This is a genomic window from Hymenobacter edaphi (assembly GCF_003258365.1).
Classification (GTDB): Bacteria; Bacteroidota; Bacteroidia; order Cytophagales; family Hymenobacteraceae; genus Solirubrum; species Solirubrum edaphi.
This window is the reverse complement of record NZ_QHKM01000001.1, coordinates 679,814-706,252: the sequence shown is the minus strand read 5'-3', so window position 1 is coordinate 706,252 and position 26,439 is coordinate 679,814. Positions and strand designations below refer to the sequence as shown.

Genomic DNA, 26,439 nt, shown 5'->3' with positions numbered 1-26,439 from the left:
AGCACATCTAGTTTGTACAGCAGCTTCTACCCCGTTCAGGTAGAAGCATAATTACCATTTCTCAACCTCTTCTACCCACTCTAGCAGCGGTTATTAGCATCAAGGGACTGTGCCCCAAAATGGCGTTTCGATGTTTCCCAAGTACCCCTGCGAAGTTCTGCGAGGCAGCTCTGCGGCTTTTTTTACCCGAAAGGGGCCGGTAGCGCGGGAAGCAAGTGCCCGGGGCGCACGGTTCGATGAGCGGGTCAGCCAGGGTTTGGCCACGGCCTTTTCTCAGCACCCGGTTACCGTTCCGGCAGCAGCGTGCGCAGCCGTTGCAGCTTGTGCTGGTGCAGGTTGTCGAGCAGGTCGGTGGCGAGGGCGCCGAACTCGGGCTGGCCGTAGTGGCGCAGCACCTGGCCGTCGGCCAGCACAGTTATTTCGTCGCAGAGCTCGGTGAGGGAGCCCAGCAGGTGCGAGGTCAGCAGCAGGCCCGTGCCCTGCCGGCGCAGGCGGCGCAGCATCTCCATCAGCAGCAGGTTGGTGCCCAGGTCGAGGCCGTTGAAGGGCTCGTCGAGGATGAGGTAGCGGAAGGGCTGCACCAGCAGCGGCAACAGGGCCAGCTTTTTCTTCATGCCGGCCGAGTAGGTTTCGGCGTACTGATCGAGGGGCAGCTCCAGCAGCTCGTTCCACCCGTCGAGGCCGCGCACGGGCATGCCCCGGGCCTGCAGGCAGAAAGCCACGTACTCGCGGCCGGTCAGGCGCGGGTAGAAGAACGGCTCGTAGGGCAGCAGGCCGGCGCACTCGCGGATGGGCCGGCCCTCGGATTCCTGCACCGAGCCCTGGTAATCGGCCAGCAGGCCGTAGAGGCAGCTGAGCAGGGTGGTTTTGCCGGCGCCGTTGGCCCCCACCAGGCCGTGAATGGCGCCCGGCCGCAGCGCCAGGCTCACGCCGCGCAGCACTTCGTGGGAGCCGTAGCGGTAGTGCAGGTCGCGGATGCTAATCATAGCGGTAGAAACGAAGGCGGTAGCGGCTGCGCCAGACCAGGCCCAGCAGCGCAGCGGCCAGCAGCGAAGCGTACACCGAGTCGGCCAGGATAAGGAAGCCCAGCGCCACCACCCCGGCCTGGGCGTAGCGCATGGTGGTGGCGTGCGGGTAGAACGTGTACTTGGCCAGCACCACCAGCGTCAGCACCGTCAGGCCCCAGACCAGCAGCAGGGCGGCGCCGCCCCAGCCGGCCGGGCCCAGGACCAGCAGCGTCAGAAACGGAGCCGCCGTCAGCCCGAAGTACAGCCCGGCCCAGCCCAGCCGGCCGCGCAGCCACTGGCCGGGGCTGCGGGCGGCTCCCAGCAGCATGGGCACCGGCTCGGGCACGTCGTAGAAGCTGACCGTTACCAGCAGCCAGGCGCCCAGGCCCAGCGCCGGCGCGGCCGTGTGCTGGCGCAGGCCCGCCGTCAGGCCCACGAGCAGCAGCCACAGCAGCCAGCCCAGGCGCCGCCGCAGCCCGCTCACCCACTCGAAGGCTTCGGCCCGCACCAGGCTGCGGCGGTTGCGGGCCGTGCGCTCAGTGGTGGCCGGCAGGGCGGCGGCCAGCGGGGGCAGCACCACCGAGAGAGCGGCGCTAAGCCAGTAGCCACCGGGCAGCAGAAACGCCGCCCCCAGCAGGCCCGCCAGGGCGTACTCCCCCGCCAGCCAGCGGCGGTATTGCGGGGCCGTCAGCTGCAGAAATGCCAGGTCCTGGCGCTGCCGGTGCGCGCCGGCCACGCTCAGCAGCAGCACAGGCGGCAGGGCCCACTGCGCGGCGGGGTGCAGCAGCAGCAGCCGCAGCAGCTGCGAGGCGGCACCCGCCAGGATGAGCAGCAGCAGCCCGGCCCGCCACCAGCCCAGCTCGGCCCATTGCCGGGTCTGGGTGCGCAGGCGCAGGAGCAGGTAGTTTTTCATCAGGCCCTGGTAACGCGGCGGGGCTAGGCCAGCGCGTGCGCCGTCTCCACAAAATGAATGTTGTAGTCGGCCGCCAGCTCCTGCAGGATGGGCTGGTACAAATCGGCGTGGAGGGGCACCACCACGCCGCGGTGGGCCACCTCGCCCCGGGCCAGGCGCCGCACGGCCATGCCCAGCGGCAGGCCCACGGTCTTGGCCATGGCCGTGTGCACCGCGTCGTCGCCGATGACCACCAGGGAGGACGTGCGCTGCTGCGCGGGGCCGCCGTCGGCCGGCTCGTACTCGAACAGGTGCTGCATCACAATCATGTCGTGGTCGTGGGGCAGCAGCTGCCACTTGGCCGTCAGCAGGCGCTCTAGCAGCTGGGCGGGCGTGGCGTCGGGCAGGCCCACCGGCGCGGGGCCGAACAGGCCGGCCCAGCGCAGGCGCTGCATTTCCGCGCCGGCGGGGTCGAGGCCGAGGCAGGCGGCCACGCGCGCGGGCAGGGCCGCATCCGAGGCCGCCGGCGGCAGAAATGATTCAATCAGCTCGGCCCAGGGCAGCTCGGCGGCGTTGCCGAGGTGGTAGGAGTCGTCGGTGAGGCCCAGGGCCACCAGGGCGGCCCAGGCGGCGCAGTAGCCGGGGCGGCGCAGGGTGCCGCGCAGCATGGTCGGAATGTCGTCGAGGCCGTAGAGCGGGCGGTAGCTGAGCGAGTCGCGGTTGGCATAGCCCTCAAACTCGCCGTAGCCGGGCACGGCCAGCCGCTCAGTGCGCCGAAACAGCTGCTGGTAGGGAATAAAGCGCGGGTGGCCGCCCTCGATGTAGCGGGCCGTGCCCTGCCCGGCCACCACCACGTTGCGCGGGTTCCAGGTGAATTTGTAGCGCCACGGATTGTCGCCCTCCGAGTCGGGCGCCATCAGCCCGCCGCAGTACGATTTGAAGGACGTGAGCCGCCCGCCCTGGGCCCGGATTTCCTCAATCACCGGCAGCGCCGACATGTGGTCCAGGCCCGGGTCGAGCCCGCATTCCATCAGAAACGTCAGCCCCTGCGCCCGGGCCGGGGCGTCGAAGCCGCGGATTTCCTCGGTGGCGTACGAAGCCGTGGCCAGGTGCCGGCCGTGGTGCAGGCAGGCCTGGGCCACCAGCGGGTGAAACAGCGCCGGCAGCATCGACACGACCACCTCGTGCGCGGCCACCAGCTCGTGCAGCCGCTCCGTCTGCCCGATTTCGAAGGCCACGGCCCGGGCCCGCTCGCCGTGCGCAGCCACCACCGCGCGCAGCGGCTCGGGGTTCACGTCGGCAATGGTGAGCTGCCAGTCTTCGGCGGCGAGGTGGCGGAGCAGGTACTGAATCAGGGACGAAGCCGAGCGGCCGGCGCCGAGCAGGAGGATGCGGGTCATGCGGGTGGGAATGGGGTTATCCGTTGTCAGGCCTCAGTTGTCAGGCCTGATTAGTTGCGAATTTTCTATTCACTGACAACTCGCAACTGGCAACCGACAACTGATTCCTGCCCGAAATGTACTATTTTCGTCCCCCGTGGCCCAACGGGGGCCGCCGTCAGGTGGCTGCATTCCCTTCTTTTTCCCGCCGTTTTTGAGCCGTCTGATGGCCCAAACCCTGAACCTGACCATTACCGCCGACGTGCTGACGCCGGCCGAACTCTCCGCCGACGAGGCCCGCTGCTGGCAGGCCGCCCAGGCCGCCACCGACCACGCCTACGCGCCCTACTCCCACTTTCACGTCGGCGCCGCCCTGCTGCTCGACGACGACAGCATCGCCTGGAACACCAACCAGGAAAACGCGGCCTACCCGTCGGGCCTCTGCGCCGAGCGCACCGTGCTCTTCGGCCTGAACGGCCAGCCCGGCCGCACCGTCAAGCTGATGGCCGTGGCCGCCCGTCCCCAAAACGGCGAATTTGTGGCCGTCACCTCCTGCGGCGCCTGCCGTCAGGTGATGGCCGAGTCCGAAAGCCGGCAGGCCCAGCCGATTCCGCTCTTGCTGCCCGGCCCCAACGGCACCATCTGGCGCTTCCGCAGCCTGGCTGACCTGCTGCCCTTCCAATTTATGTCGGACGTGCTACCAGCCCGCGGCTAACCAAACGGGCGGGCGGCGGTTATTCGCCCGCCCGCTCAGTTGCCCGCCATGGAAGCCCACGAACACCGTCTGCAGGTGCCCCGCACCGCCCGCTACTACCAGCTCGGCGAGCTGGCCACCGCCCACCAGCTCTTCGTGGTTTGCCACGGCTACGGCCAGCTGGCCAGCTACTTCATCCGCCATTTTCGCCTGGCCGTCGACCACGTGCCCGGCACGGTGGTCGTAGCACCCGAGGGCCTCTCCAGGTTCTACCTGCAGGGCAACGGCGGCCGCGTGGGCGCTACCTGGATGACGAGCGAGGACCGCCTCACCGAAATCGAGGACTTCTCGGCCTACCTCGACACCCTGCTGCACCAGCTGCGGGCCGCCTGCCCTGCCGATGTGGAAGTAACGGTGCTGGGCTTTTCGCAGGGTGCCACCACCGTCAGCCGCTGGCTGCTGCGCAGCCGCTTCACGCCGGTCCATCTGGTCCTCTGGGCCGGCACCTTCCCCAACGACGTCGACCCGGCCGCAGCCGCTGCCCTGCTGGCCCGCATTCCTCGCCTCACCGTCGTCTGCGGCGACTCCGACAGCTACCTGCCCGAGGAGCGCGTCAACGAGCAACTGGCCCTGCTGCGCCAGCTGGGGGCTCAGCCGCACATGATCTGGTTTGAGGGCCGCCACGAAATGAAGCCGCCCATTCTGCATCAGCTGGCGCAGCAGTAAGCACGGAAAAGCAAACGGCCCGCTACTCAGCGGGCCGTTGCGTTGCAGCGCAGACTTTCAGTTCGCGTCTACCAGAACAATATACGTCTACCCGTCAACCGCGCACCCACACGCGAGCTGAACCAACCGTAGCTAAAGTCGACGCTACACCGGCTGCTTGACGATGGTCGTAGCGGCGGCCTGGGCCCCGGCCAGAATGGTGACTTCCGAAATCGTCACGTGCGGCGGGCGCGTCACCATGAATTGGATAACCTCCGCCACATCCTCGGGCTTGAGCGGCTCAAAACCCTGGTACACCTTGGCCGCGCGCTCCGCGTCGCCCTTGAAGCGCACCGCCGAAAACTCGGTTTCCACGGCCCCGGGGTTTACCTCCGCCACCCGGATGCCCAGGCTGATCAGGTCCAGGCGCATGCCCTTGCTGAGCGAGGCCACGGCCGCCTTGGAGGCGCAGTACACGTTGCCGTTGGCGTAGGCCTCGTGCCCGGCAATGGAGCCGATGTTGACGATAAAGCCGCTGCGCCGCTCCTGCATCAGCGGCAGCACCGCGTGGGTCACGTTCAGCAGGCCGCGCACGTTGCTGTCCAGCATCAGGTCCCAGTCGTTCGGGTCGCCCTCCTGGATCGGGGCCAGCCCGTGGGCATTGCCGGCGTTGTTGATGAGCACGTCAATCTGCCGAAACGCCTCCGGCAGGCTCTTGACGGCCGCAATGGCGGCGGCCCGGTCGCGCACGTCGAAGGTCAGAATGTGCACCGGCGCGGGGGCCAGCTCGGCGGCCAGCTCCTGCAGCCGCTCCCGCCGCCGCCCCGTAATCACCAGCCGAAAGCCCGCCTGCGCCAGCGCCACCGCCGTAGCCCGCCCGATACCCGACGAAGCGCCGGTTACAAGTGCTGTTTTCATCTTTCTTGCATTGTTAAATTGCTGCATTGCTTAATTGTTGGTCGTTCGGATGAGAACAGTCAACAATTAAGCAATGCAGCAATCGAGCAATCAAAACTTATTCAAACGTGAAGTACAGCGTCACCGTGTTGCTGCGGATGCGCTGAAAGCTGCGCGAGTACAGGTCGGGGGCGCCCGGCTGGGCCAGGTTGGTCAGGCCGTGCGAAAAGCGCAGCTCGGGCGCGAACTTGAAGAACGGGTAGAACAGGTCCAGCCCTACCCCGTACTCGATGGCAAAGTCCGAGGTGCCCACCTGCATCTGGTTGCGCTCCGGGTCGCGGCGGCGGTTGCCGATGTTGAAGCTCTGCCGCACGCCGCCCACCATGTACACGCGCGTGTTGCGCCGCCGGTCCGACTTGAACTTGATCAGCAGCGGCACGTCCAGCTGCGTCGAGCCGATTTCCTGGTCGTTGATTTCCTCCGACACGCTCCCGACGGGCGTAAACTCCACCTGCCGCGTCAGAAACGACACGCCGGGAATAAAGCGCAGGTTCCAGTGGTCGGCCAGGCGCACGTCGTTGACGAAGCCCACCGCGAAGCCGGGGCTCACCTTGGCGTTGGCCGCAATGCCGGTGCCACCCTTGATGCGGTCCACGTAGTACTGCGAGTGTTCCAGCCGGTAGCGCGACATGTTCAGCCCGATGCAGAAGCCCGGGCGGTACCACCGCTCGTCGTAGCCCGGCAGGTTGTTCACCGTCACCGATTTCACCTGTCCGTTCTTGCCGCGCTTGGCTTTGGTGTAGCTTTTATTCTGGGCCAGGGCCGCCGTGGGCAGGGCCAGCAGCAGCAGCGCCAGCAGGCGCAGCGTTACTTGGTGGCGGTGTAGATGGAGCTGATGCCGAAGGTGAGCGGTTGCCATTGGGGAGAAGTAAATCCGACCTCGCGCAGGATGGTCAGAAAATCCGGACCGTCGGGGAAGGCCTGCACCGATTCGGGCAGGTAAGTATAGGCCGCGCGGTCCTTGGAAATCAGTTTGCCGAATACCGGCAGGATGTGCCGGAAGTAGAAGTTGTAGGCCTGCTTGAAGGGAAACTTGCGGGGCTTGGAAAACTCCAGAATCACCACTTTGCCGCCCGGCCGCAGCACGCGCTGCATCTCGGCCAGCCCTTGCCGCAGGTTTTCAAAGTTACGCACCCCGAACGAAGCCGTCACCGCGTCGAAGGTGTTGTCCTCGAAGGGCAGGTTCTCGGAGTCGCCCAGCTGCAGCTCCACCCGGTGGCCCAGGCCCCGGTCGCGCACCTTGCGGCGGCCCACTTCCAGCATGCCCTCCGAGATGTCGACGCCCGTCACGTGGGCCTGCTCGCCCAGCTTCAGGGTTTCGAAGGCGAAGTCGCCGGTGCCGGTGGCAATGTCCAGAATACGGCTCGGGTGCAGGGCTTTCAGTTCGCCCACGGCCTTGCGGCGCCAGTAGATGTCGGTGCCGGCGCTCAGGAAGTGGTTCAGGAAGTCATACTTCCCCGCGATGCTGTTGAACATCTGCGCGACCTGCGTCTTCTTGCCGGTGGGGTCGTCTTTGTAGGGTACTACGGTCATGGGCGGTGGGCGTACAAACGGCCAAAGGGGCCGCAAATTGCCCAATTAGAACGGAGCCGCCCGCATATTGTTAAAAAAAAGCGGGTCGGACCACTGGTCCGACCCGCTTTTCAGGGTGCCAAAACCGGGGGTACTACTCGGTTTTGGTTTTCACTTTGGTCTTGTCGCCGGCGGCGTCCTTGGCTTTGCCGTCCAATTCCCCGTTTTTGGTCGTGGTCTTGGTTTTCGAGTCGTCGGCGCCTTTGGTTTTCACCTTCACTTTGTCGCTGTCCTCGTCCACCTTGGTTTTCACCTTGGTACCGTCGGCCGTTTTAGCCTTGGTTTTGCCGGGCTGCAGCGGGGCCGTGGTGCGGGTCGAAGTGCCGGTGGTCGTCGTGGTCGTACCGGTCGTGGTGGTGTTGGTGCTGGCACCGCCGCCGGGGGCCGTCATCACATCGTTGATGGTCTGGCCTTCCTTCAGAATCGGCTTGAATTCCACGCGGCGGTTGAGCTGCATGTTCTCCGGCGAATCGTTCGGGGCGGCCGGGCGACGCTCACCGTAGCTAACCGTCACCATGCGGGTATCGCCCACACCATTCTTCTTCAGGTAGTTGAAGGCCGAGTTGGCGCGGTTCTGCCCGAGCACCATGTTGTACTCGTCGGTGTTACGCGAGTCGCAGTGGCCCTCGATGGAGATGTTCAGCCCGGGGTTCGACTTCATGATGCCGGCCACATTATTCAGCTGCTTCACCGATTCCGGACGCAGGTTGTACTTGTCCGTATCGAAGTAGATCGGCTTCATGTTCACGCCCGCCAGGGAGGTCGTGTCTACGTACGGGATGTAGAAATTCTTGGTGATGGTGGTCGAATCGTTCGTTACCACCGGCACGGCAAACTCCTCCGTCGTAATGTTCTTACCGTCTTTCGACAAGGCCACTTGGTACGAACGGCCCGACAGCACATTCACCTGGTAGTTGCCCGAGTCGGGCTTGGTCACGTCGCGGAAGCTGATAACCTCTTTCGAAGCCGTCTGCCCGTTGAACACCAGCTCTACCCCGGGAATGACCGTCGTCGAGTCGCGGGAGGAGAAGACCTTGCCCTTGATGTTGACGTTCTTGATGTAGTTGATGGTGTAGATGTCCTTCTCGCCGTAGCCGCCGATGCGGTAAGACGAGAGGTAGGCGTACGAACCGTCGGGCGAGAGGCGGTAGTAGGTGTCATCGTCCGGCGTGTTCACCGGGTAGCCCATGTTCTCGGGGCGGCCCCAGGCGCGGGCCGCCTCGTCCCAGCTCGACTTGAAGATGTCGTAGCCGCCCATCGTGTTGTGGCCACGCGAGGCGAAGTACATCGTCTTGCCGTCGCGGCTGATGTAGGGGCTGTCGTCGTCGTACTTGGTGTTGATCTGGTTACCGATGCTCTTGGCCGGGCCCCAGTCGCCGCCGGGCTGACGGGTAGCGTAGTAGATGTCGAGGGTGTTATCCTCCGAGTACTTGCTGGTCGAGAAGTAGATGGTCAGCCCGTCCGGGGTGATGTAGGCATCCGACTCGAAAGCTTTCGAGTTGATGTTGCCGTTCAGCTTCTTCGGCTCCGACCAGTCGGCGCCCGTCTTCTCCGAGTAGAAGATGTCGCCGTTCTCGTCGTTGCGGTACATCAGCAGCTTGGTGTCGTTGTCGAACACCTGAATCGAGGCGTCGTGCCCCTTGCCGTTGAGCGCGCCCGACAGCGAGCGGGGCTTTTCCCACTCGTCTTCGCCCAGGCGCTTCGACTCGTAGATGTCCTCGTAGTACTCGCCGTCGGCGGCTACTTTCTGCTTGCCGCTGGGGGTGGTGTTGTTCGGGTCGGCACCGCGGGCTTCGCCCGAGCGCGAAGTGAACAGCAGCACTTTGTCGTCGGCCGAAATTACCGGGCTGTGCTCCGAATACGAGGTATTCACCGTCGGCCCGAGGTTCTTGACGAAGATATCCTTGGGCGAGTTGAACTGGATCTTGGCGTTTTTGGCGTGCTGAATCAGCTGGGCCAGCTGGGCTTTGCGGGTGTCCTTCTTCTTCAGCGTGGCGTTGTACGCTTGGAAGTGGGCAATGGCCTCGTCAAAGTTATAGTTCAGGTGGTCGACGCGGCCGAGCCAGTACTCTACGTCTTTCGAGACTTTCGGCTTCAGCTTCTGCGCCTTGTAGATGTAGTCGCTGGCCTTTTCTTTGTCGAACGACATGTACGAGATGCCCGCCCGGAACAGCGCCAGCGCGTTGTTGGGGTCCTTGGCCAGTACTTGCTCGTAGTAGGGAATGGCGGCACGGTAGTTCTCCTGGTCAAAGAACTTATTGGCGGTCTTGAGTTGCTTTCGGGTGCCTTGGGCCATCGAAGGCTGAGCCACCGCAGCAGTCAGGGCCATGGCCACCGAAGCCTGTAGTAACCTTCTGACGAAGTTGTCCATTGGAAGGGGAGTTTGGAATATGGAGTTGCAGAGAAGGGTTGTGCGGTGCTTTGCGTACTCCCGAAAAACGGGGCTAGGGTTAGCAAAAGCGTCCCTATATACTCAAAAGCTGCCTTAAGGTTAGTTTGCCGCCGGGTAATTTTGCGCAGAAGCCCGCTCTTCAGTTCAGAGCTGATTTCTTTCTAACCCCCGCAGAAACGCCCGAAAACGGGTTTGCTACGGGCAAAGATAAAAATTTTATAATACGACCTTCGCCGTATCCAATCCGCTGGCAAGCTGACACCCAAGAGTTTCGTGATTTTGCCGCTTGCAAAAAAGTGTGAAAAACCCACTAGGAGCCGCACAAATATAGACGCACAATAATAATAGCAAGGGGACTGGCCGAAAATTTAATACGAACCTAGAAAAAATAGGACTTCTAATCCCTAATCCGCAGCCCCGTACTTTTGCGGGCGTAATTCACTCCATTCAAGGCCCGGTAAATATGCACATTCGTGACGCCCGTTTTCTGACCAGCAACACCGAGGTGGCCAAGTGCCCGCCGGCTGCGCTGCCCGAATATGCCTTTATCGGGCGCTCCAACGTGGGCAAATCCTCGCTGATCAATATGCTGACCAACCGTACCGGGCTGGCCAAAACGTCGTCGTTGCCGGGCAAAACGCAGCTGATCAACCATTTCATTATTAACGACCAGTGGTACCTGGTTGATTTGCCGGGCTACGGCTACGCCCGCGTGAGCAAGGAGTCGCGCGCTAAATGGCGCAAAATGATTTGGGCTTATTTGTCGAAGCGCGAAAATCTGACCTGCGTATTTGTGCTCATCGACTCGCGTCTGCCGCCGCAGCCCGTTGACCTGGAGTTTATTAGCGAATTGGGGGAGCGGGGCGTGCCGTTCGTGCTGGCCTTCACCAAGGCCGATAAGCAGTCGGCCGGCAAAACCCAGCAGAACGTGGACGGGTTCCTGGCCAAGATGAGCGAAACCTGGGACGAACTGCCGCGCTGGTTTATCACCTCGGCCTCGGCCCGGGAAGGGCGCGACGCGGTGCTGGCCTTCATCGACGAGGTGAACGGGCAGATGCACGAAACGGAAGGGAATGCGTAGATTGGCAGCGTAATTGCCATGCCGGAACGCGCGCTGCGCACTCGTTTTGTTTCCTTCTCTTTTCCACCCCTCCTCTCCATGAAAAAGACCACCTTCACGCTGGCCCTGGCCCTGTCGGCGCTGGTTGCGCTGCCCGCCCTGGCCCAGCAGAAAGTGAAAGTGAAAACCGAAGGCACCGCGCCGGCTCCCGAAGTGGCCCCGGCGCAGGACCCGGTTACCAAAATTGCCACGGCGGCCCCGAAATCCATTCCCGTGGCCGAGTACTACGAAGGCGGGCAGCAGGCCATGTACGACTTCATCTACAAGGAAATGAAGTACCCGCTGCTGGCCCGCCGCAACCGCATTCAGGGTACCTGCATCGTGAGCTTCACCCTGACGCCGGACGGCACCATGAGCGGCGTGAAGCTCGTAAAGCAGGTAGGCGGCGGCACCGGCGAGGAGGCCCTGCGCCTGGTGAAGCTGCTGCAATTCAAGAAGCCCGAGTACCCCATCCTGACCAGCCTGCCCATCAGCTTCAAGCTGGGCGCGGCCGGCGCCAACACGGTGGCCGAATAACCCCGCTTTTTTCTCACTTCCCATTCCCCGCTCTTTATGCCCTACGACCTGAGGGAAATTGCCGCCATCAGCGGTATGCCCGGCCTCTACCGCCTCGTGCGCCCCGCCAACAACGGTGTGCTGGTGGAAACCCTGGACCCGCAGGCCCGCCGCTCCGTAGCTTCGGCCCGCAACAAAGTTTCGCTGCTGCACGAAATCAGCATCTACACCGAAGACCCGGACTACACGGTGCCGCTGACGGAGGTGTTTGACCGCATCTACCAGAAGCACGGGGAGCAGCTGCCCGTGACCAACAAGTCGACCGACAAGGAGCTGACCGGCTTCCTAGGCGACATCATTCCCGACTTCGACCGCCAGCGCGTGTACCTCTCCGATATCAAGAAACTGGTATCGTGGTACGCAGCCGTGAGCAGCCGCCTGCCCTACCAGGCCGCGGAGGAAGCCGAAGCCGCTGCTGCCTCGACGGATGAGCTGAGCACCGGCGGCGCCGTGCCCGCGCAAACGACCGAGGTTGATGATGCTGCCGGCAGCCCCGAAGCCGCTACGGAAGACAAGCCCAAGCGCAAAAGCAAGAAGGCGGAGTAATCGGCCTGATTCGCACGAAAAAGCCCCGCTGATTGCTCAGCGGGGCTTTTTAGTTGTGGCTTATTCCGGAACGTCAGGTCGGGCACAAGCTTGTCCTGGCGGGCTGATTGCGCTGTTGCCGTTCTACGCTTCGCGGGCGGCCACGGCTTCGGCGGGCTCGGGCGAGAGGAAGGATTCGGCCTTGTCGACCAGTTCCGTCGAGCCGATGTAGAGCGGGCAGCGCTGGTGCAGCGAGGTCGGCTCAATTTCCATCAGGCGCTTCTGGCCGTTGCTGGCCTTGCCGCCGGCCTGCTCCACGATGAAGGCCAGGGCGTTGCACTCGTACATCAGGCGCAGCTTGCCGTTGGTGTTTTTGGCCGTGGCCGGGTAGATGTAGATGCCGCCCTTGAGCAGGTTGCGGTGAAAATCGGCCACCAGGGAGCCGATGTAGCGGGCCGAGAAGCTGCTGTCCTTGCAGTACTGCACAAACTGCTTCACGCCCTCGGGGAAGGAGTTGGCGCTGCCCTCGTTGATGGAGTAGATGTTGCCCGACGGCGGCGTGGTGATGTTGGGGTGCGAGAGGAAAAATTCGCCCAGCGAAGCTTCGTAGGTGAAGCCGTTGACGCCGTTGCCGGTGGTGTACACCAGCATGGTGCTCGAACCGTAAATCACGTAGCCGGCGGCCACCTGGTGCACGCCCTTCTGCAGGCAGTCTTCCTGGGTGCCCTCCTGCCCGATGGCCGACTGACGGCGGTAAATCGAGAAGATGGTGCCGATGCTCACGTTCACGTCGATGTTCGAGGAGCCGTCCAGCGGGTCGATGGCCACCACGTACTTGCCCTGGTTTTTGCCGGTCTGAATCATGTCCTCGTCTTCCTCGGAAATGACCGTGCAGACCTCGCCGCCGTTGCGCAGGGCGCGGATGAAGCGGATGTTGGCAATGACGTCGAGCTTCTGCTGCTCTTCGCCCTGCACGTTTTGCTGGCCGTAGGCGCCGGTGATGTCAATCAGGCCGGAGCGGTTGATTTCGCGGTTGACGATTTTGGCCGCCAGCGCAATGTCGCGCAGCAGCTGGGACAGCTCGCCGGTAGCGTAGGGAAAGTCCTCCTGCTTGCGCATGATAAACCGGTCGAGGGTGGTGCCGACCGGCAGCGCGAGGCGGTCCTGATTATGATCCATAGCAGTGGGAAAGTGAGAAAAAAGCGGGAACAGGGGGTAACAAAACTACGCCTTTTCGACCCGCTTTCTACTTTTGACGCATGCAATCTTCGCACCCGCTCCGCGTGTATAAGTTCGGTGGCGCCTCCGTCAAGGACGCCGCCGCGATAAAAAATCTGCAACATATCCTGGGACAGAATCCTGACGGCCAACCGCTTCTGGTGGTGGTTTCGGCCATGGGCAAAACCACCAACGCGCTGGAGCACATTTTCCATCTGGCGCACTCGGGCGAGGACTATTCCGCCCCGCTGGCCGAGCTGCGCCGCTTCCACCTGGAGGTAGCCCAGGGCCTGCTGCCCGACGCTGCGCTGAACGCCGGCGGCGTGCCGGCCTGCGGCGAAGGCAGCGGCGCCCTGCATCACCTGCTGCAGGAGCTGGGCGACCGGCTGGCCACGCTCGCGAAGGGCGAGTACGACCGGCAGTACGATCAGGTGGTGAGCTTCGGCGAGCTGCTGGCTACCTGCATTGTGGCGGCGGCCGTGGGCGCCCAGTGGCTGGACGTACGCCCGCTCATCCGCACCGACCACGCCTGGCGCGAGGCCCGCGTGGACTGGGCCACCACCGAGCGCAACCTGCGCGAGCAGGTGCTACCCATGCTGCAGCGCGGGGTGGTGCTCACGCAGGGCTTCCTGGGCGGCACCGCCAGCGGGCAGACGACCACGCTGGGCCGCGAGGGCAGCGACTATACGGCCGCCATCCTCGCCTACTGCCTCGGGGCCGAGTCGGTGACCATCTGGAAGGACGTGGCCGGGCTGCTCAATGCCGACCCAAAAATCTTCCCCGACACGGTGCGCTACCCCGAAATCAGCTATCAGGAAACCATCGAAATGGCGTACTACGGGGCCTCGGTGATTCACCCCAAAACCATCAAGCCCCTGGCCGTGCGGCGCATTCCGCTGTACGTGAAGTCGTTTGTGGACCCCGCGGCCGAGGGCACCAAGATTCACGACTGCAAGCACGGCCTGCTGGCCCCGGCGCTGATCCGCAAGACCGATCAATGCCTGATTTCCTTTGAGTCGAAGGACCTCACATTCATTTCCGAGGAAAACCTGGAGGTTATCTTCGGCACGCTGGCCCAGGTGCGGCTGAAAATCAACCTGATGCAGAACTCGGCCATCAGCTTTTCGGTGTGCACCGACTGGCACGAGTACCGGCTGCGCAAGCTGCTGAAGCAGCTGCGCGAGCAGTTTACCATCTACTACAACACCGGCCTGGAGCTGTACACCATCAAGAACTACACGCCCGAGGCCATCAGCGAGCTGACGCGGGGGCGCGACCTGCTGCTGGAGCAGCGCACCCGGCAGACGTTTCAGTTTGTGGCCCGCACGCCGGCCAAATAGCGCGGCCTGGCAGCGGCGGCGCGTCCGCTGCCGTTCTTTGTCGCCTGGCCTCTTCGATTCTCCCACTCCTCCCCTTTCCCGATGGAATTTATCCGCGTAACTCCCAACGCCCGGCCCCAGGTGGCCCTGATTGAGCTGAACCGCCCCAAAGAGCTGAACGCGCTGAACCTGCAGCTGATGCAGGAAGTAGCCGCGGCCCTCAAGGCGCTGGACGACGACGAGTCGGTGCGCGCCATCGTGCTGACAGGCTCGGAGCGCGCCTTTGCCGCCGGGGCCGACATCAAGCAGATGGCCGGCCGCACGGCCATCGACATGCTCATCGTGGACCAGTTCACGGTGTGGGACCAGATCCGCAAAACCAAAAAGCCGCTCATTGCGGCCGTATCGGGCTTTGCGCTGGGCGGCGGCTGCGAGCTGGCCATGACCTGCGACATGATTGTGGCCTCGGAAACGGCCCAGTTCGGCCAGCCTGAAATCAAAATCGGGGTGATGCCGGGGGCCGGCGGCACCCAGCGCCTGACCCGCGCCGTGGGCAAGGCCCGCGCCATGGAAATGGTGCTGACCGGCCGGCCGATTTCGGCGCTGGAAGCCGAGCGGGCGGGCCTGGTCAACCGCGTGGTGCCGGTGGGCCAGTTTCTGGAAGAAGCCTTCCGCCTCGCCGCCAGCATTGCCGAAATGTCGCCGGTAGCGGCGCGCCTGGCCAAGGAATCGGTGAACCGGGCGTTTGAAACGCACCTGGACGAAGGCCTGCACTTCGAGCGCAAGAACTTCTACCTCACCTTCGCCTCCGAGGACCAGAAGGAAGGCATGGCGGCCTTCGTAGAAAAGCGCAAGCCGCAGTTTAAGGGGCGGTAGCACGGCAGTACCGGCAGGCGGCTCACCGGCCGTCATTGCGGGTAGGCACGACGTTGCGTGCATCAAGCGGCGGCAATCCTTCCTTCAGTAGCACCGCCGCCGCAGCACGCCCAACCTAAAACGGCCCCGCCCGAAACCGCTGATGCTGGTTTCGGGCGGGGCTCATTTTGGGGCAGCGCGTTGTCCAGAACCGACTGCCGCGCTAGGCTCACTATGACGGCCACCGGCACCGCTCTTCTTCCATCTGTCAAACCTTTTTGGGCCGGTTCGGCTTATAGGCGTACTTTTGCTGCGGAGAATCATTCCTATCTGTGAGTACGCCTTTGAATCTGCCCGTTCCCGACCGTGACCAGCTGTACCTGCGCCTGACCCAGGCCGGGCTGCGGGCCACGCAGCAGCGCCTGGGCATTCTGGAAGCCCTGCTGACCTTGCCGGGCCACCCCACGGCCGAGCAGGTGTTCCGCTCGGTGCGGCCGGCCAACCCCACCATTTCGCTGGGCACGGTGTACAAGGCGCTGGACTCGTTTGTGGCAGCCGGGCTGCTCAAGCGCGTGGCCGACGCCGACGGTACCCGCCGCCGCTACGACACGGACTGCACCAATCACCACCACCTCGTCTGCCAGGACACGCAGGAAATCATCGATTACTGCGACCCGAAGCTGGACCAGCTGCTGCAGGAGTTTTTCGCCACCAAGGGCTTCGAGCATTTCCAGCCCCAGTCCTTCTCGCTGCACATCACCGGGGTGCGCAAGTAACCCCGCTGGCCGCCCCACCGGCTGGGCGCCCCACCGGCATGGCCGGCGCGCCCTTCGCTGCGTATACCCCGCAACCGACTGCACCCGAATAACTGTCCCACCAACCAACCGCAAACAACCCTTTTTCACTCAACCCCATAATCATGGCAGTTCTCGTAGGCAAGCGTGCCCCCTCGTTCAAAGCTACCGCCGTTATCGACGGCGAATTCGAAGAGGAGTTCTCGCTCGACCGTTACCTGGGCAAGAAGCACGTTATCTTCTACTTCTACCCGGCCGACTTCACGTTCGTTTGCCCCACCGAAATCATTGCGTTCGAAGACCGTCTGGCCGAGTTTGAGGCCAAAGGCGTAGCCATCGTGGGCTGCTCCACCGACTCGCATTTCTCGCACTTCGCCTGGCTGAGCACCCCGCGCGACAAGGGCGGCATCGAAGGCGTCACCTACCCGCTGGTGGCTGACGCAACCAAGACCATTGCGGCCAACTACGACGTGCTCGGCGGCCACTACGACTACAACGAAGCCGGCGAAATGACCTTCGTGGGCTCGCCCGTAGCCTACCGCGGCCTGTTCCTGATCGACAAGGACGGCATCGTGCGCCACCAGCTGGTGAACGACGGTCCGCTGGGCCGCAGCATCGACGAGGCCATGCGCCTGGTGGATGCCCTGCAGTACTTCGAGAAAAACGGCGAAGTGTGCCCCGCCAACTGGGAAGAAGGCAAAGACGCCATGTCGGCCACCCGCGAAGGCGTAGCCAGCTACCTGGCCAAGCACGCTTAGTAATAAGCTGATACACGTTGAAAAGCTCCGGTCGTTGCGGCCGGAGCTTTTTTGCTGTAGCGCGGGCTTCGGCCCGCATTTGCCCGCGCTATTGCATTTAAATGCCGCCCCAGAGGCGCGAACGGACGCGGGCTGAAGCCCGCGCTACACATCGGCCGCGCGTACCTGCTAATTTCGCGGTCTGATTGTCCGTCACCCGTTCGCCCAGGCCCTACACACATTGGTTTTCCTTTATTCCCTCGCCCTTCACCTTTACGGTCTGCTACTGCGGCTCGTGGCGCCCTTCGTGCCCAAAGCCCGGCAGTGGGTGAACGGCCGCCGCGACTGGCTGCCGCGCCTGCAGGCCCGCCTGGCCAACGATGCCGCCCCGCGCCTCTGGCTGCACTGCGCCTCGCTGGGCGAGTTTGAGCAAGGCCGGCCGCTGCTGGAGGCCCTGCGCCAGCAGTACCCCGGCCACCGGCTGGTGCTGACGTTCTTCTCGCCCTCGGGCTACGAGGTACGCAAGGACTGGCCCGGCGCCGACTACGTGTTCTACCTCCCGCTCGACACGGCCCGCAACGCCCGCGCCTTCGTGGCGGCGGTCCGGCCCGAGCTGGCCATTTTCGTTAAGTACGAGTTTTGGTACCACTACCTGGCCGAGCTGAAGCGCCAGCAGGTGCCGACCGTCTGCGTGTCGGCCATCTTCCGGCCCGAGCAAGCGTTTTTCAAGCCCTGGGGCGGCTTTTTCCGCCGGGTGCTACGCCAGCTGACGCACATCTTCACCCAGGACGAGGCCTCGGCCCGGCTGCTGCGCGGCATTGGTATTTCGCAGGTGACGGTGGCCGGCGACACCCGCTTCGATACGGTGGCGGCCACGGCTGCCGCTCCGGCCCGCGAGCTGCCCATCGTGGCGGCTTTCACGGCCGATGCAGCCCCGGTGCTGGTGGCCGGCTCGGTGTGGCCGCCCGACGTGGACGTGCTTACCCCCAGCCTGCAGCGCCACGCCGACAAGCTGCGCGTCATCGTGGCGCCCCACGAAATCAGCGAGGCGCACCTGGCGCAGGTGGAAGCCGCCCTGCCCGGCCGGGTGGTGCGCTACTCCCGCGCCGATGCGGCCACCGTGGCCCAGGCCCGCGTGCTGCTCATCGACAACATCGGCCTGCTGCGCGAGCTATACCGCGCCGGCGACCTGGCCTACGTGGGCGGGGCCTTCGGCAAGGGCCTGCACAACACCCTGGAAGCCGCCGCCTTCGGCCTGCCCCTGCTCTTCGGCCCGCGCTACGCGAAGTTTCGCGAAGCCCGCGACCTGGTGGCTGGCGGCAGCGCCTTCGTAGTAACCACGGCCGCCGAAGCCGAAGCCCGGCTGGCGCCGCTGCTGACGGATGCCGCCCGGCGCGCCGAGCTGGGCCAGCGGGCCCGCGCCTACGTACAGCACGAAGCCGGGGCCACCGGGCGCATCCTCGGCGAGCTGGTGAATTGGTGAGATGGTGAGTGTCTTTCTGACTGTGCAGCTCCGCACCTCCCGACCATCAAACTCACCATTTCACCAATTCACCACCTCACCAACTCACTAAATGACCGGAACCGTCGTCAAATCCACCGGCTCGTGGTACGTGGTGCGCGACCATGCCACCCAGCAGCTGCACCGCTGCCGCCTGCGCGGGCGCTTCAAGCACAAGGGCCTGAAAGTGAGCAATCCGCTGGCCGTGGGCGACGTGGTACGGTTTGACACCGACCTCGACGGCGACGCGGGCACCGGCGTTATCGACCACATCGAGCCGCGCCGCAATTACATCATCCGCCGCTCGGTGCACAAGACCGAGCACGCGCACATCGTGGCGGCCAATATCGACCAGGCCCTGCTGGTGGTGACGCTGGCCTCGCCGGCCACGTCCTTCGGCTTTATCGACCGGTTTCTGGTGACGGCCGAGGCCTACCAGATTCCAGCCACGCTGGTGTTCAACAAGGTGGACATCTACGAAGAGGAGCTGCTGGACTACCTCGGGCAGATCGAGAACATGTACCAGCGCACCGGCTACCCCACCCTGCGCAGCTCGGCCCACACCGGGGAGGGCGTTGACCAGATTGCGGCGCTGCTGGAGGGCAAAACCACCCTGCTTTCGGGCCACTCGGGCGTGGGCAAGAGCACGCTCATCAACGCGCTGGTGCCCGACCTGGACCTGAAGACGGCCGAAATCAGCGAATATTCCGACAAGGGCAAGCACACCACCACCTTCGCCGAAATGCTGGAAGTGCGCCCCGGCACCTACCTCATCGACACGCCCGGCATCAAGGAGCTGGGGCTGGTGGACATGAAGAAAACCGAGTTGGCCCATTACTTCCCCGAAATGCGTGCCCTGCTCGGCCAGTGCCGCTTCCATAACTGCCGCCACGTGGAAGAACCCGGCTGCGCCGTGCGCGAGGGCGTGGAAAAGGGCCGCATCGCCCTGCCCCGCTACGACAGCTACCTGAGCATGCTCGCCGACGAGGACAACCGCCACTAAGTGGCATTTCAAGTGGTTTCGGAAGTCGCCGAAAATCAATTTAGGGCGTCACGCTTCGACAAGCTCAGCATGACGTTCTGTTAACTTGCTAAACAACGACATTGGTCGGACGACTTTCAGGTCGTGCTACCACTATCGGTACCGACTTTCGGGGCTTGCTGATTCGGTTTGGCAACAACCTGCGCCCCGTTCGCTGCGAATACACTTGCACGAGCCTCCTTGGGCGCGGACGTATTCCATGAAGCACCACATTGCCTTCGTTGGCCTGGGCCGCATGGGCCAGGCCATGGCGACCAACCTGCTGCTGGCCGGCCACACCCTCACCGTCTACAACCGCTCGCCCGACAAAGCGGAGGCCATGCGGGCCCGCGGCGCCAGCGTGGCCGATACGCCCGCCGACGCGGTGCGCGAGGCCGAAGTCGTGTTTAGCATGGTCACCGACGACGAGGTGCTGCGGGAGCTGACCACCGGCGACGACGGCATCCTGGCCGGCCTGCCGCCCGGGGCCGTGCACGCCTCCTGCAGCACCGTGGCCCCGGCCACCAACCAGGAGCTGGCGCGGGCGCACCGGGAGCACGGCTCCTGGCTGGTAGCGGCGCCGGTATTCGGGCGGCCCATCGTGGCGGCCAACGGGCAGCTGTGGGTGTGCCTGGCCGGTCCGAACAACGCTAAGTCGCGCCTGCTGCCGCTGCTGCCCGCCTTCAGCCAGGGCAACTTCGACCTGGGCGAAGACCCGGGCGCGGCCAACGTGCTCAAGCTCTGCGGCAACTTCATGCTGGGCGCCGCCATCGAGGCCATGGCCGAGGCTTTCACCCTGGCCGAAAAAAGCGGCCTGGACCGCATGGAAGTGTTTGAATTTCTGACCACGGCGCTGTTCAACAGCCCCGCCTACCGCACCTACGGCCGCATGGTGGCCGAGGAAGACTACCAGCCCGCCGGCACGGCGCCCTCCCTGCTGGAAAAAGACCTGAAGCTCACCCTGGCGGAAGCCCGCGCCCACCAGGTGCCCATGCCCGTGGCCAATATCATCCTCGACCACCTCACCGCCACCGTCACCCGCCACGCCTCCGCCGATGAGGACTGGACCTCCTTTGCCCGGCGCATTTCCGAAAGCGCGGGTTTGATTCGGTGAAGTAGTTTGCCCGCTCATCCTGAGCAGAGCGAAGGCCCTCGCTCGGGCCTAGCTCCGCCGCTGGTGCCAACGAGCAGAACATTTACGAACAGAACGATTAAAAGCGCCACCCCTAACGTCGTGAACGTTGGGGTGGCGCTTTTTCAGTTTGTCCGCTTTCTACGACGGTGGCGTCTGCTCTTTGTAGGCAGCGGTGGTGCAGGGTGAGAGGAAGGTCCTTCGCTACGCCTCAGGATGGCGGCCTCCCAATGCTTTACTACTCGCTGGGCGGCAGCAGCACTTTGTCGATAACGTGGATGATGCCGTTTTTCGATACCACGTCGGGCGTGGTGACGTTGGCGCCGTTGACGGTGATGTTGTCGCCCTGCACGCTGATTTTCAGCTTGTGGCCTTCCATCGTAGTCAGCTCCTGCCCGTCGCGCAGGTCGAGGGCCAGCAGGCGGCTCTGGATGATGTGGTAGCCGAGCAAGCCGGTCAGGTTGTCCTTGCTTTCGGGCTTGAGCAGGCCGGCCATGGCGCCGTAGGGCAGGCCTTTGAAGGCGGCGTTGCTCGGGGCAAACACGGTGTAGGGCCCGTCGGCGGCCAGCTTGGCGGCCAGGTCGGTTTTGCCGGCGGCGGCCAGCAGCTGGCTTAGCTCGGGCGAGGCGGCCAGGTTCTGGGCCAGGGTTTTATCGGGCGTGAGGGAAGTGCCGCCCACTGCCACGCCGCCGGTTTTGCCCATGCGCAGGGAGTCGGAGCTGGCGTTGGGGTCGTAGGCGGTAGAGTCGGTGACGGCGGCGTCGGTGCCTTCGGGGTTGGTGGTTTCGGGCTGGGAGTTGCAGGCGGCCAGCAACGGCAGCAAAGCCAACAGGGGCGTAAAACGGGTGCGCATAGAAGTCAGATTGGGACGTAAAGCTAGCAGACGCAAGAGCGGTCGGCAAGGTTGGGCCAGCGGCGCTTTCCCGCTTCGCGGCCACAAAACCCTGCCGCCGGGCCCGAAAAAGCCCGGCCTGCCGGGGCAGACCGGGCCGGTAGTCAGCCGGGCGCGCCGGGCCTAGAGCTTGGCCGGCAGCAGCACCTTGTCGACGACGTGCGTCACGCCGTTGCTCGACACCACGTCGGGGATGGTGACGGTGGCCCCGCCGACCATCACCTTGCCGTCTTTCACGCTCACTTTCAGCTTTTCGCCTTCCACGGTGGTCAGCTCCTGGCCGTCGGTCAGGTCGGCGGCCTTCAGGGCGCCGGGCACCACGTGGTAGGTCAGCACTTTGGTGAGCTTGGCCTTGCTTTCGGGCTTCAGCAGGCCGTCCACGGTGCCGGCGGGCAGCGCTTCAAAGGCCGCGTTGGTGGGCGCAAACACCGTGAACGGGCCGGCGCCTTTCAGCGTCTCCACCAGGCCAGCGGCCTTCACGGCGGCTACCACGGTGGTGTGGTCCTTGGAATTCACGGCGTTGTCGACGATGTCCTTGTCGGGCGTCATCATGGCGCCGCCCACCAGCACGCCTGCGGGAGCCGGGGCCGGGGCCGCCGCGGCCGAGTCCATGGGGGCCTCCGTGACGGTAGCCGTTTCGGTGGTCGTGGTGGTTTCGGCCGTTTTGTTGTCGCCGCAGCTGCTGAGGGCCAGCGGGGCGGCCACGGTCAGCAGGGCCAGGGCGGCGGTGGTCAGGGTCTTTTTCATTGAGCGGAAAGTAGGTTTGGAAAGAAGGTGCAGCACCGCGGGCCGTCGACGCCCGGCGGCCCGCGGTGCTGCACCTTACGAAGCTCGACGGCACCCCGGATTTGCGGGCCGCCGTAAACAGCTACTTTTGCAGCCGCTCCGGCCTGCGGGCCGGCTCCGGTTCACGTTTCCCCACAGTCCCTCATTCCATGAAAACTGCCGAAATCCACACCAGCAAGGGTGTGATGAAAGTCGAGTTCTACGAGCAGGATGCTCCTGGCACCGTGAAGAACTTCACCGACTTGGCCCAGAAGGGCTTCTATGACGGGCTGAAGTTCCACCGTGTGCTGCCGAACTTCGTTATCCAGGGCGGCTGCCCCAACTCGCGCGACGGCGCCAAGGGCACGCCCGGCACCGGCGGCCCCGGCTACAAGATTCCCTGCGAGCTGACCGGCGGCAACCAGTACCACGACCGCGGCGTGCTCTCGATGGCCCACGCCGGCCGCAACACCGGCGGCTCGCAGTTTTTCATCTGCCACTCGCGCGACAACACCGCCCACCTCGACCGCAACCACACCTGCTTTGGCAAAGTGGTGGAGGGCCTGGACGTCATCGACCAGATCCGCCCCAACGACACCATCGAGAAAATCGTGGTGCAGGACGATCAGGCCTAGCCCCGGCAACTCCCTTGAAAAAAGCCCGCTGCCGGATTCGGCGGCGGGCTTTTTTTGGCGGCGTCGGCAGCGGCAAAAAAAAATGCCCTCCCGCCGGCCGGTACCGACGAAGAGGGCAACGCTAGTTGCGGACCGGCGGAAGGGCAATCGGGAGCAGCAGCCATTCCCTTCTGCTGACCCCGCATCCGCGGTCCGGGCAACTAGTATTTCTGGAAGATCCAGCGGCAGCCGGGCTGGTACTTCTTGTACACCGGCCGGTGCATCCCGGTCTTGCCGCGGCGGCCAAAGTTGCCGGGGCGGGCCGCGGCGGCCTCCAGCGAGGGCAGCAGCAGGGCGACAACCAGGAGCAGCGAGGCGAGGCGGGCGAGGACGGAAGCTTTCATTATGTGGAGCAGAAAAGAGCGTTTCGGGCGGGTGGACCGGGCCGCTGTGCCCGTTCGACATGACAAAGGTGGGGCGGTGCGGCCCCCCTCCGCCGGGCGTTTCGCCGAACAACGACAACGGCTGTGCGAACGGCGCGCCGTGCTGGCTAAGCCCGCCGGCAACCTCTGCAGCCCTTGCGCCGTTGCCGGTATGGGCTTTTCCGCGAACTTGCCGTACCGATAAGCCCGCGTGCGTTACTGGGCCCGTCTCTTTCGTTGTCTTCTCCGCCCGGCGCTGCCGCTATGCCCGACCTTCCCCTCGCTACACTTGCTTCGGCCCCGGCGAATGAGCTGCTGCAGACGCTGCTGAGCGTGTCGCTGACCGGCGTTATCCTGTTCCAGCCCGTGTACGCCGCCGACGAGGCCACCATCGTCGACCTGGCCTACGTGCACCTGAACCCGGCGGCCCAGCGCATGCTGCACCTGCCCGAACGCCCCGCCGAGACCTTCCTCACCCTTTATCCCCGCGCGCAGGACGCGGCCACGGGCGTCTTCGCCTTTTACTGCGAGGCGTTCCGGGCCGGCGGCGAAACCCGGCGCTACGACGTCAACTACCAGTTCGACGGGCTCGACAACTACTTTTACCTGCAGGCCCAGCGCAGCGGCGCCCTGCTGGTGGTGAGCTTCACCGATACCGCCGACCACCAGCGCACGGCCGTGGAAGAGGACCTGCGCGCCAGCCAGGCCCGCGAGCAGGCCGCCCGCGCCGAGGCCGAGCTGCAGCGCCAGCAGCTGCACAGCGTGTTTCAGCAGGCCCCGGCCATGATCTGCATTTTCGACGGCCCGGCGCACGCCTTCCAGTTCGTCAACCCGCAGTACCAGGCGCTGGTGGGCGAACGGCCGCTGGCGGGCCGGCCCATCCGTGAGGCCATGCCCGAGCTGGCGGGCCAGCCCATCTTCGCGCTGCTCGACCACGTGTACCAGACCGGCGAAACCTTCTACGCCACCGAAATGCTGGTGCAGCTCGACCACCACAACGAGGGTCGGCGGGAGCTGGAAAAACGCTACTACAACTTCATCTACCAGGCCCGCCACAACCTGAGCGGGGCCATCGACGGCATCTTCGTTTTCGCTTACGACGTGACGCCGCAGGTGCAGGCCCGCCAGCAGGTGCAGGCCCTGCACGAGGAGCAGCGCGGGCTGAACGAGCAGCTGCAGGCCGCCAACATCGAGCTGGCCGCCGCCGTGGCCCAGGCCGAAGAGGCCCGCGCCCAGACCGAGCGGGAACGAAACCTGCTGCAGGCCCTGCTAATGCAGGCCCCGGTGGCCATCGGGCTGTTTCAGGGGCCGGAGCAGCTCATCGTGGCGGCCAACGACCGGCTGTGCGCCATGTGGGGCTACACCCCGCCGCAGGTGCTGGGCCGCCCGCTGCTGCTGGCCGTGCCCGAGCTGCAGGGCCAGAACTTCGACCACCTGCTGGCCCAGGTGGCCCGCACGCGCGTGCCCTTCGTGGGCCATGAGGTGCCCACCACCCTGCGCCACCAGGGGCGGCTGGAAACGCGCTACTTCGACTTCGTGTACCAGCCCCTTTACGACCCGGCCGGGGCGCTGCTGGGGGTGCTCGATATTGCCGTCGACGTGACCAGCCAGGTGCAGGCCCGCCAGCAGGTGCAGACGCTCAACGAGGAGCTGGCCGCCACCAACGAGGAGCTGCGCGTCACCAACGAGGAGCTGCTGAACAGCAATACCGAGCTGCTGCACGCCCAGGCCCAGCTGCAGGAACTGGCCCAGGCCCTGGAGGCCCGCGTGGAGCAGCGCACCAGCGAAGTGCAGGCCGCCCAGGCCGCCGCCGAGCGTCAGCGGGCCCTGCTGGAGCGCCTGTTCATGCAGGCGCCGGCGGCCATCTGCATTCTGCGCGGGCCGGAGCTGGTGTTCGAACTGGTCAACCCCGGCTACCAGCAGCTGTTTCCCGACCGGCAGCTGCTGGGCCAACCCCTGCTCGAAGCGCTGCCGGAGCTCGGGGAGCACGCCGTGTACCGCACCTTCCAGCAGGTATACGCCACGGGCCGCACCCACCGCGAGCTAGGCATGCTGATTCCGCTGGCCCGCCCCGGCGACGGCGAGCTGGAAAACCGCTATTTCAACTACATCCAGCAGGCCCGCTTCGACGAACGGGGCCGCATCGACGGGGTGATGGTGTTTGCCTTTGAGGTGACGGACCAGGTGCGCGCCGGCCAGGCCAGCGAAGCCAGCGCCCAGCGGCTGCAGCTGCTCACCGATGCGCTGCCGGTGCTCATCAGCTACATCGACCGCGCCGAGCGGTACCAGTTTGCCAACCGCGCTTACGAGGCCTGGTTCAACCAGGGCCCGAGCGAGCTGGTGGGCCGGCCCGTGCGCGAAGTGGTGGGCGAGGCTGCTTACCAGAACGTGAAGGCGTATATGGAGCGGGCGTTTGCCGGCGAGCGGCTGGAGTTTGAGGCCCGCATGCCCTACCGCCAGGACTTTGTCCGCCACATCCACGTCGACTACATTCCCGACTGGCGCGAAGGGCAGGTCGGAGGCTTTTACGCCCTGGTCAGCGACGTGACCGAGCAGGTGGAAGCCCGCCAGCAGGTGGCCGCCGCCAACGAGCAGCTGCGCGGTACCAACGCCGACCTCGACGCGCTCAACCAGCAGCTGCGGCGCACCAACGTGGACCTGGACAACTTCATCTACACCGCCTCCCACGACCTGAAGGCGCCCATCACCAACATCGAGGGCCTGCTGCAGGCCCTCACCGAGCAGCTGCCGCCCGCCGTGCTCCAGCAGGATTTGATTGAGCCCATTCTGGCGCGCATGCACGGCTCGGTAGACCGCTTCAAGCGCACCCTGGACAACCTGACTGACGTGAGCAAGCTGCAGCAGGAACACGCCCAGCCCACCGAGTCGGTGGCCCTGGCGGCCATCATCGAGGACGTGCGCCAGGACCTGCTGCCGCTGCTGCGCGACACCCGGGCCCGCCTCCACGTGGAGGTGGACGGCTGCTCCACCGTGCTGTTTTCGCCCAAAAACCTGCGCTCGGTGATTTACAACCTGCTCAGCAACGCCGTGAAGTACCACCACCCCGAGCGCGTGCCCGAAGTGCGCCTGAGCTGCCGGCAGACCGCGGGCCGCCTGCACCTGCAGGTGCAGGACAACGGCCTGGGCATCGACGCGGGGCAGCAGGGGCGCATCTTCAGCATGTTTCAGCGCCTGCACACCCACGTCGAGGGCTCGGGCATCGGGCTGTACATGGTGAAGAAAATCGTGGAAAACGCCGGCGGCACCATTCGGGTGGAAAGCGAGCTGGGCCGGGGCAGCACGTTCATCATCGACCTGCCGACCTAAGCTGCGTATAAGGCGGCACGCTCTGCCCCGGGCGCCCCGCGCCG

General features: G+C 64.9%; 25 protein-coding genes. 14 read left to right on the top strand and 11 right to left on the bottom strand.

The window, feature by feature from the left end; all coding sequences use genetic code 11:
• Positions 1 to 284: 284 nt before the first annotated feature.
• From DLM85_RS02830 to DLM85_RS02820, 3 genes are read right to left on the bottom strand one after another with little or no spacing between them, the layout of a single operon-like run.
• On the bottom strand, positions 285 to 986 hold the full coding sequence (locus DLM85_RS02830; protein WP_111476542.1) for an ATP-binding cassette domain-containing protein: 702 nt from the start codon (positions 984 to 986) through the stop codon (positions 285 to 287).
• Positions 979 to 1,920, bottom strand: coding sequence for a hypothetical protein (locus DLM85_RS24875; protein ID WP_133256855.1), 942 nt, complete (start codon positions 1,918 to 1,920; stop codon positions 979 to 981). Before DLM85_RS24875 ends, DLM85_RS02830 begins: the two co-directional genes overlap by 8 nt.
• Positions 1,921 to 1,943: 23 nt before the next feature.
• A complete protein-coding gene (locus DLM85_RS02820; RefSeq protein ID WP_111476540.1) occupies positions 1,944 to 3,299 on the bottom strand; it encodes a saccharopine dehydrogenase family protein in 1,356 nt (451 codons plus the stop codon).
• A 193-nt stretch (positions 3,300 to 3,492) separates the two neighbouring features.
• On the opposite strand from DLM85_RS02820, the gene DLM85_RS02815 reads away from it, so the two are divergent.
• Positions 3,493 to 3,993: a cytidine deaminase gene (locus DLM85_RS02815; RefSeq protein WP_243635851.1), complete on the top strand. Its 501-nt coding sequence runs from the start codon at positions 3,493 to 3,495 to the stop codon at positions 3,991 to 3,993.
• Positions 3,994 to 4,041: 48 nt separating this feature from the next.
• Positions 4,042 to 4,698 carry an alpha/beta hydrolase gene (locus DLM85_RS02810; RefSeq protein WP_111476538.1) on the top strand — a complete coding sequence of 219 codons (657 nt, stop codon included), beginning with the start codon at positions 4,042 to 4,044 and terminating at the stop codon, positions 4,696 to 4,698.
• Between the two features lie 144 nt (positions 4,699 to 4,842).
• Here the strand turns inward: DLM85_RS02810 and DLM85_RS02805 are convergent, their stop codons facing one another.
• The 4 genes from DLM85_RS02805 to DLM85_RS02790 form a co-directional block, all read right to left on the bottom strand.
• Entirely contained in the window at positions 4,843 to 5,595 is a 753-nt protein-coding gene (locus DLM85_RS02805; protein WP_111476537.1) for an SDR family NAD(P)-dependent oxidoreductase, read from the bottom strand.
• 97 nt (positions 5,596 to 5,692) lie between these two features.
• Entirely contained in the window at positions 5,693 to 6,493 is an 801-nt protein-coding gene (gene porT, locus DLM85_RS02800; protein WP_111476536.1) for a type IX secretion/gliding motility protein PorT/SprT, read from the bottom strand.
• Positions 6,442 to 7,167: a bifunctional demethylmenaquinone methyltransferase/2-methoxy-6-polyprenyl-1,4-benzoquinol methylase UbiE gene (ubiE, locus tag DLM85_RS02795; protein ID WP_111476535.1), complete on the bottom strand. Its 726-nt coding sequence runs from the start codon at positions 7,165 to 7,167 to the stop codon at positions 6,442 to 6,444. The genes porT and ubiE overlap by 52 nt, the downstream gene beginning before the upstream one ends.
• Before the next feature lie 133 nt (positions 7,168 to 7,300).
• Entirely contained in the window at positions 7,301 to 9,577 is a 2,277-nt protein-coding gene (locus DLM85_RS02790) for an OmpA family protein (RefSeq protein WP_165821985.1), read from the bottom strand.
• A gap of 484 nt (positions 9,578 to 10,061) precedes the next feature.
• Here DLM85_RS02790 and yihA point away from each other — a divergent pair, with 484 nt between their 5' ends.
• The 3 genes from yihA (at position 10,062) to DLM85_RS02775 (ending at position 11,819) form a co-directional block, all read left to right on the top strand.
• Positions 10,062 to 10,679, top strand: coding sequence for a ribosome biogenesis GTP-binding protein YihA/YsxC (yihA, locus tag DLM85_RS02785; RefSeq protein ID WP_111476534.1), 618 nt, complete (start codon positions 10,062 to 10,064; stop codon positions 10,677 to 10,679).
• A 78-nt stretch (positions 10,680 to 10,757) separates the two neighbouring features.
• The gene (locus tag DLM85_RS02780; RefSeq protein ID WP_111476533.1) at positions 10,758 to 11,234 is read left to right on the top strand and encodes an energy transducer TonB; all 477 of its coding nucleotides are present in this window, start codon (positions 10,758 to 10,760) and stop codon (positions 11,232 to 11,234) included.
• Positions 11,235 to 11,270: 36 nt separating this feature from the next.
• Positions 11,271 to 11,819 (top strand): DUF5606 family protein, encoded by a 549-nt coding sequence (locus DLM85_RS02775; protein WP_111476532.1) that lies wholly within the window; start codon positions 11,271 to 11,273, stop codon positions 11,817 to 11,819.
• Positions 11,820 to 11,942: 123 nt separating this feature from the next.
• Here the strand turns inward: DLM85_RS02775 and fbp are convergent, their stop codons facing one another.
• On the bottom strand, positions 11,943 to 12,977 hold the full coding sequence (gene fbp / locus DLM85_RS02770) for a class 1 fructose-bisphosphatase (protein ID WP_111476531.1): 1,035 nt from the start codon (positions 12,975 to 12,977) through the stop codon (positions 11,943 to 11,945).
• A gap of 80 nt (positions 12,978 to 13,057) precedes the next feature.
• On the opposite strand from fbp, the gene DLM85_RS02765 reads away from it, so the two are divergent.
• The 7 genes from DLM85_RS02765 (at position 13,058) to DLM85_RS02735 (ending at position 20,357) form a co-directional block, all read left to right on the top strand.
• On the top strand, positions 13,058 to 14,356 hold the full coding sequence (locus tag DLM85_RS02765; RefSeq protein ID WP_111476530.1) for an aspartate kinase: 1,299 nt from the start codon (positions 13,058 to 13,060) through the stop codon (positions 14,354 to 14,356).
• 81 nt (positions 14,357 to 14,437) lie between these two features.
• The gene (locus DLM85_RS02760) at positions 14,438 to 15,211 is read left to right on the top strand and encodes an enoyl-CoA hydratase-related protein (protein ID WP_111476529.1); all 774 of its coding nucleotides are present in this window, start codon (positions 14,438 to 14,440) and stop codon (positions 15,209 to 15,211) included.
• Between the two features lie 323 nt (positions 15,212 to 15,534).
• On the top strand, positions 15,535 to 15,966 hold the full coding sequence (locus tag DLM85_RS02755) for a Fur family transcriptional regulator (protein WP_165821984.1): 432 nt from the start codon (positions 15,535 to 15,537) through the stop codon (positions 15,964 to 15,966).
• Positions 15,967 to 16,109: 143 nt separating this feature from the next.
• Entirely contained in the window at positions 16,110 to 16,742 is a 633-nt protein-coding gene (locus DLM85_RS02750) for a peroxiredoxin (RefSeq protein WP_111476527.1), read from the top strand.
• A gap of 274 nt (positions 16,743 to 17,016) precedes the next feature.
• Positions 17,017 to 18,204 (top strand): 3-deoxy-D-manno-octulosonic acid transferase, encoded by a 1,188-nt coding sequence (locus DLM85_RS02745; RefSeq protein ID WP_243635850.1) that lies wholly within the window; start codon positions 17,017 to 17,019, stop codon positions 18,202 to 18,204.
• A 91-nt stretch (positions 18,205 to 18,295) separates the two neighbouring features.
• Positions 18,296 to 19,225 (top strand): ribosome small subunit-dependent GTPase A, encoded by a 930-nt coding sequence (gene rsgA / locus DLM85_RS02740; RefSeq protein ID WP_111476525.1) that lies wholly within the window; start codon positions 18,296 to 18,298, stop codon positions 19,223 to 19,225.
• Positions 19,226 to 19,463: 238 nt separating this feature from the next.
• The gene (locus DLM85_RS02735) at positions 19,464 to 20,357 is read left to right on the top strand and encodes an NAD(P)-dependent oxidoreductase (protein ID WP_111476524.1); all 894 of its coding nucleotides are present in this window, start codon (positions 19,464 to 19,466) and stop codon (positions 20,355 to 20,357) included.
• Between the two features lie 256 nt (positions 20,358 to 20,613).
• Here the strand turns inward: DLM85_RS02735 and DLM85_RS02730 are convergent, their stop codons facing one another.
• Together DLM85_RS02730 and DLM85_RS02725 are read right to left on the bottom strand one after the other, a co-directional pair.
• Entirely contained in the window at positions 20,614 to 21,228 is a 615-nt protein-coding gene (locus DLM85_RS02730; RefSeq protein WP_111476523.1) for a fasciclin domain-containing protein, read from the bottom strand.
• 162 nt (positions 21,229 to 21,390) lie between these two features.
• Entirely contained in the window at positions 21,391 to 21,879 is a 489-nt protein-coding gene (locus tag DLM85_RS02725) for a fasciclin domain-containing protein (protein WP_243635885.1), read from the bottom strand.
• Between the two features lie 323 nt (positions 21,880 to 22,202).
• Between DLM85_RS02725 and DLM85_RS02720 the strand changes: the two genes are divergently transcribed.
• Entirely contained in the window at positions 22,203 to 22,667 is a 465-nt protein-coding gene (locus tag DLM85_RS02720; RefSeq protein WP_111476521.1) for a peptidylprolyl isomerase, read from the top strand.
• A gap of 200 nt (positions 22,668 to 22,867) precedes the next feature.
• On the opposite strand, the gene DLM85_RS02715 is transcribed toward DLM85_RS02720, so the two are convergent.
• Positions 22,868 to 23,050 carry a hypothetical protein gene (locus tag DLM85_RS02715; protein WP_111476520.1) on the bottom strand — a complete coding sequence of 61 codons (183 nt, stop codon included), beginning with the start codon at positions 23,048 to 23,050 and terminating at the stop codon, positions 22,868 to 22,870.
• A gap of 282 nt (positions 23,051 to 23,332) precedes the next feature.
• Between DLM85_RS02715 and DLM85_RS02710 the strand changes: the two genes are divergently transcribed.
• A complete protein-coding gene (locus tag DLM85_RS02710; protein WP_111476519.1) occupies positions 23,333 to 26,395 on the top strand; it encodes a PAS domain-containing protein in 3,063 nt (1,020 codons plus the stop codon).
• Positions 26,396 to 26,439 lie beyond the last annotated feature (44 nt).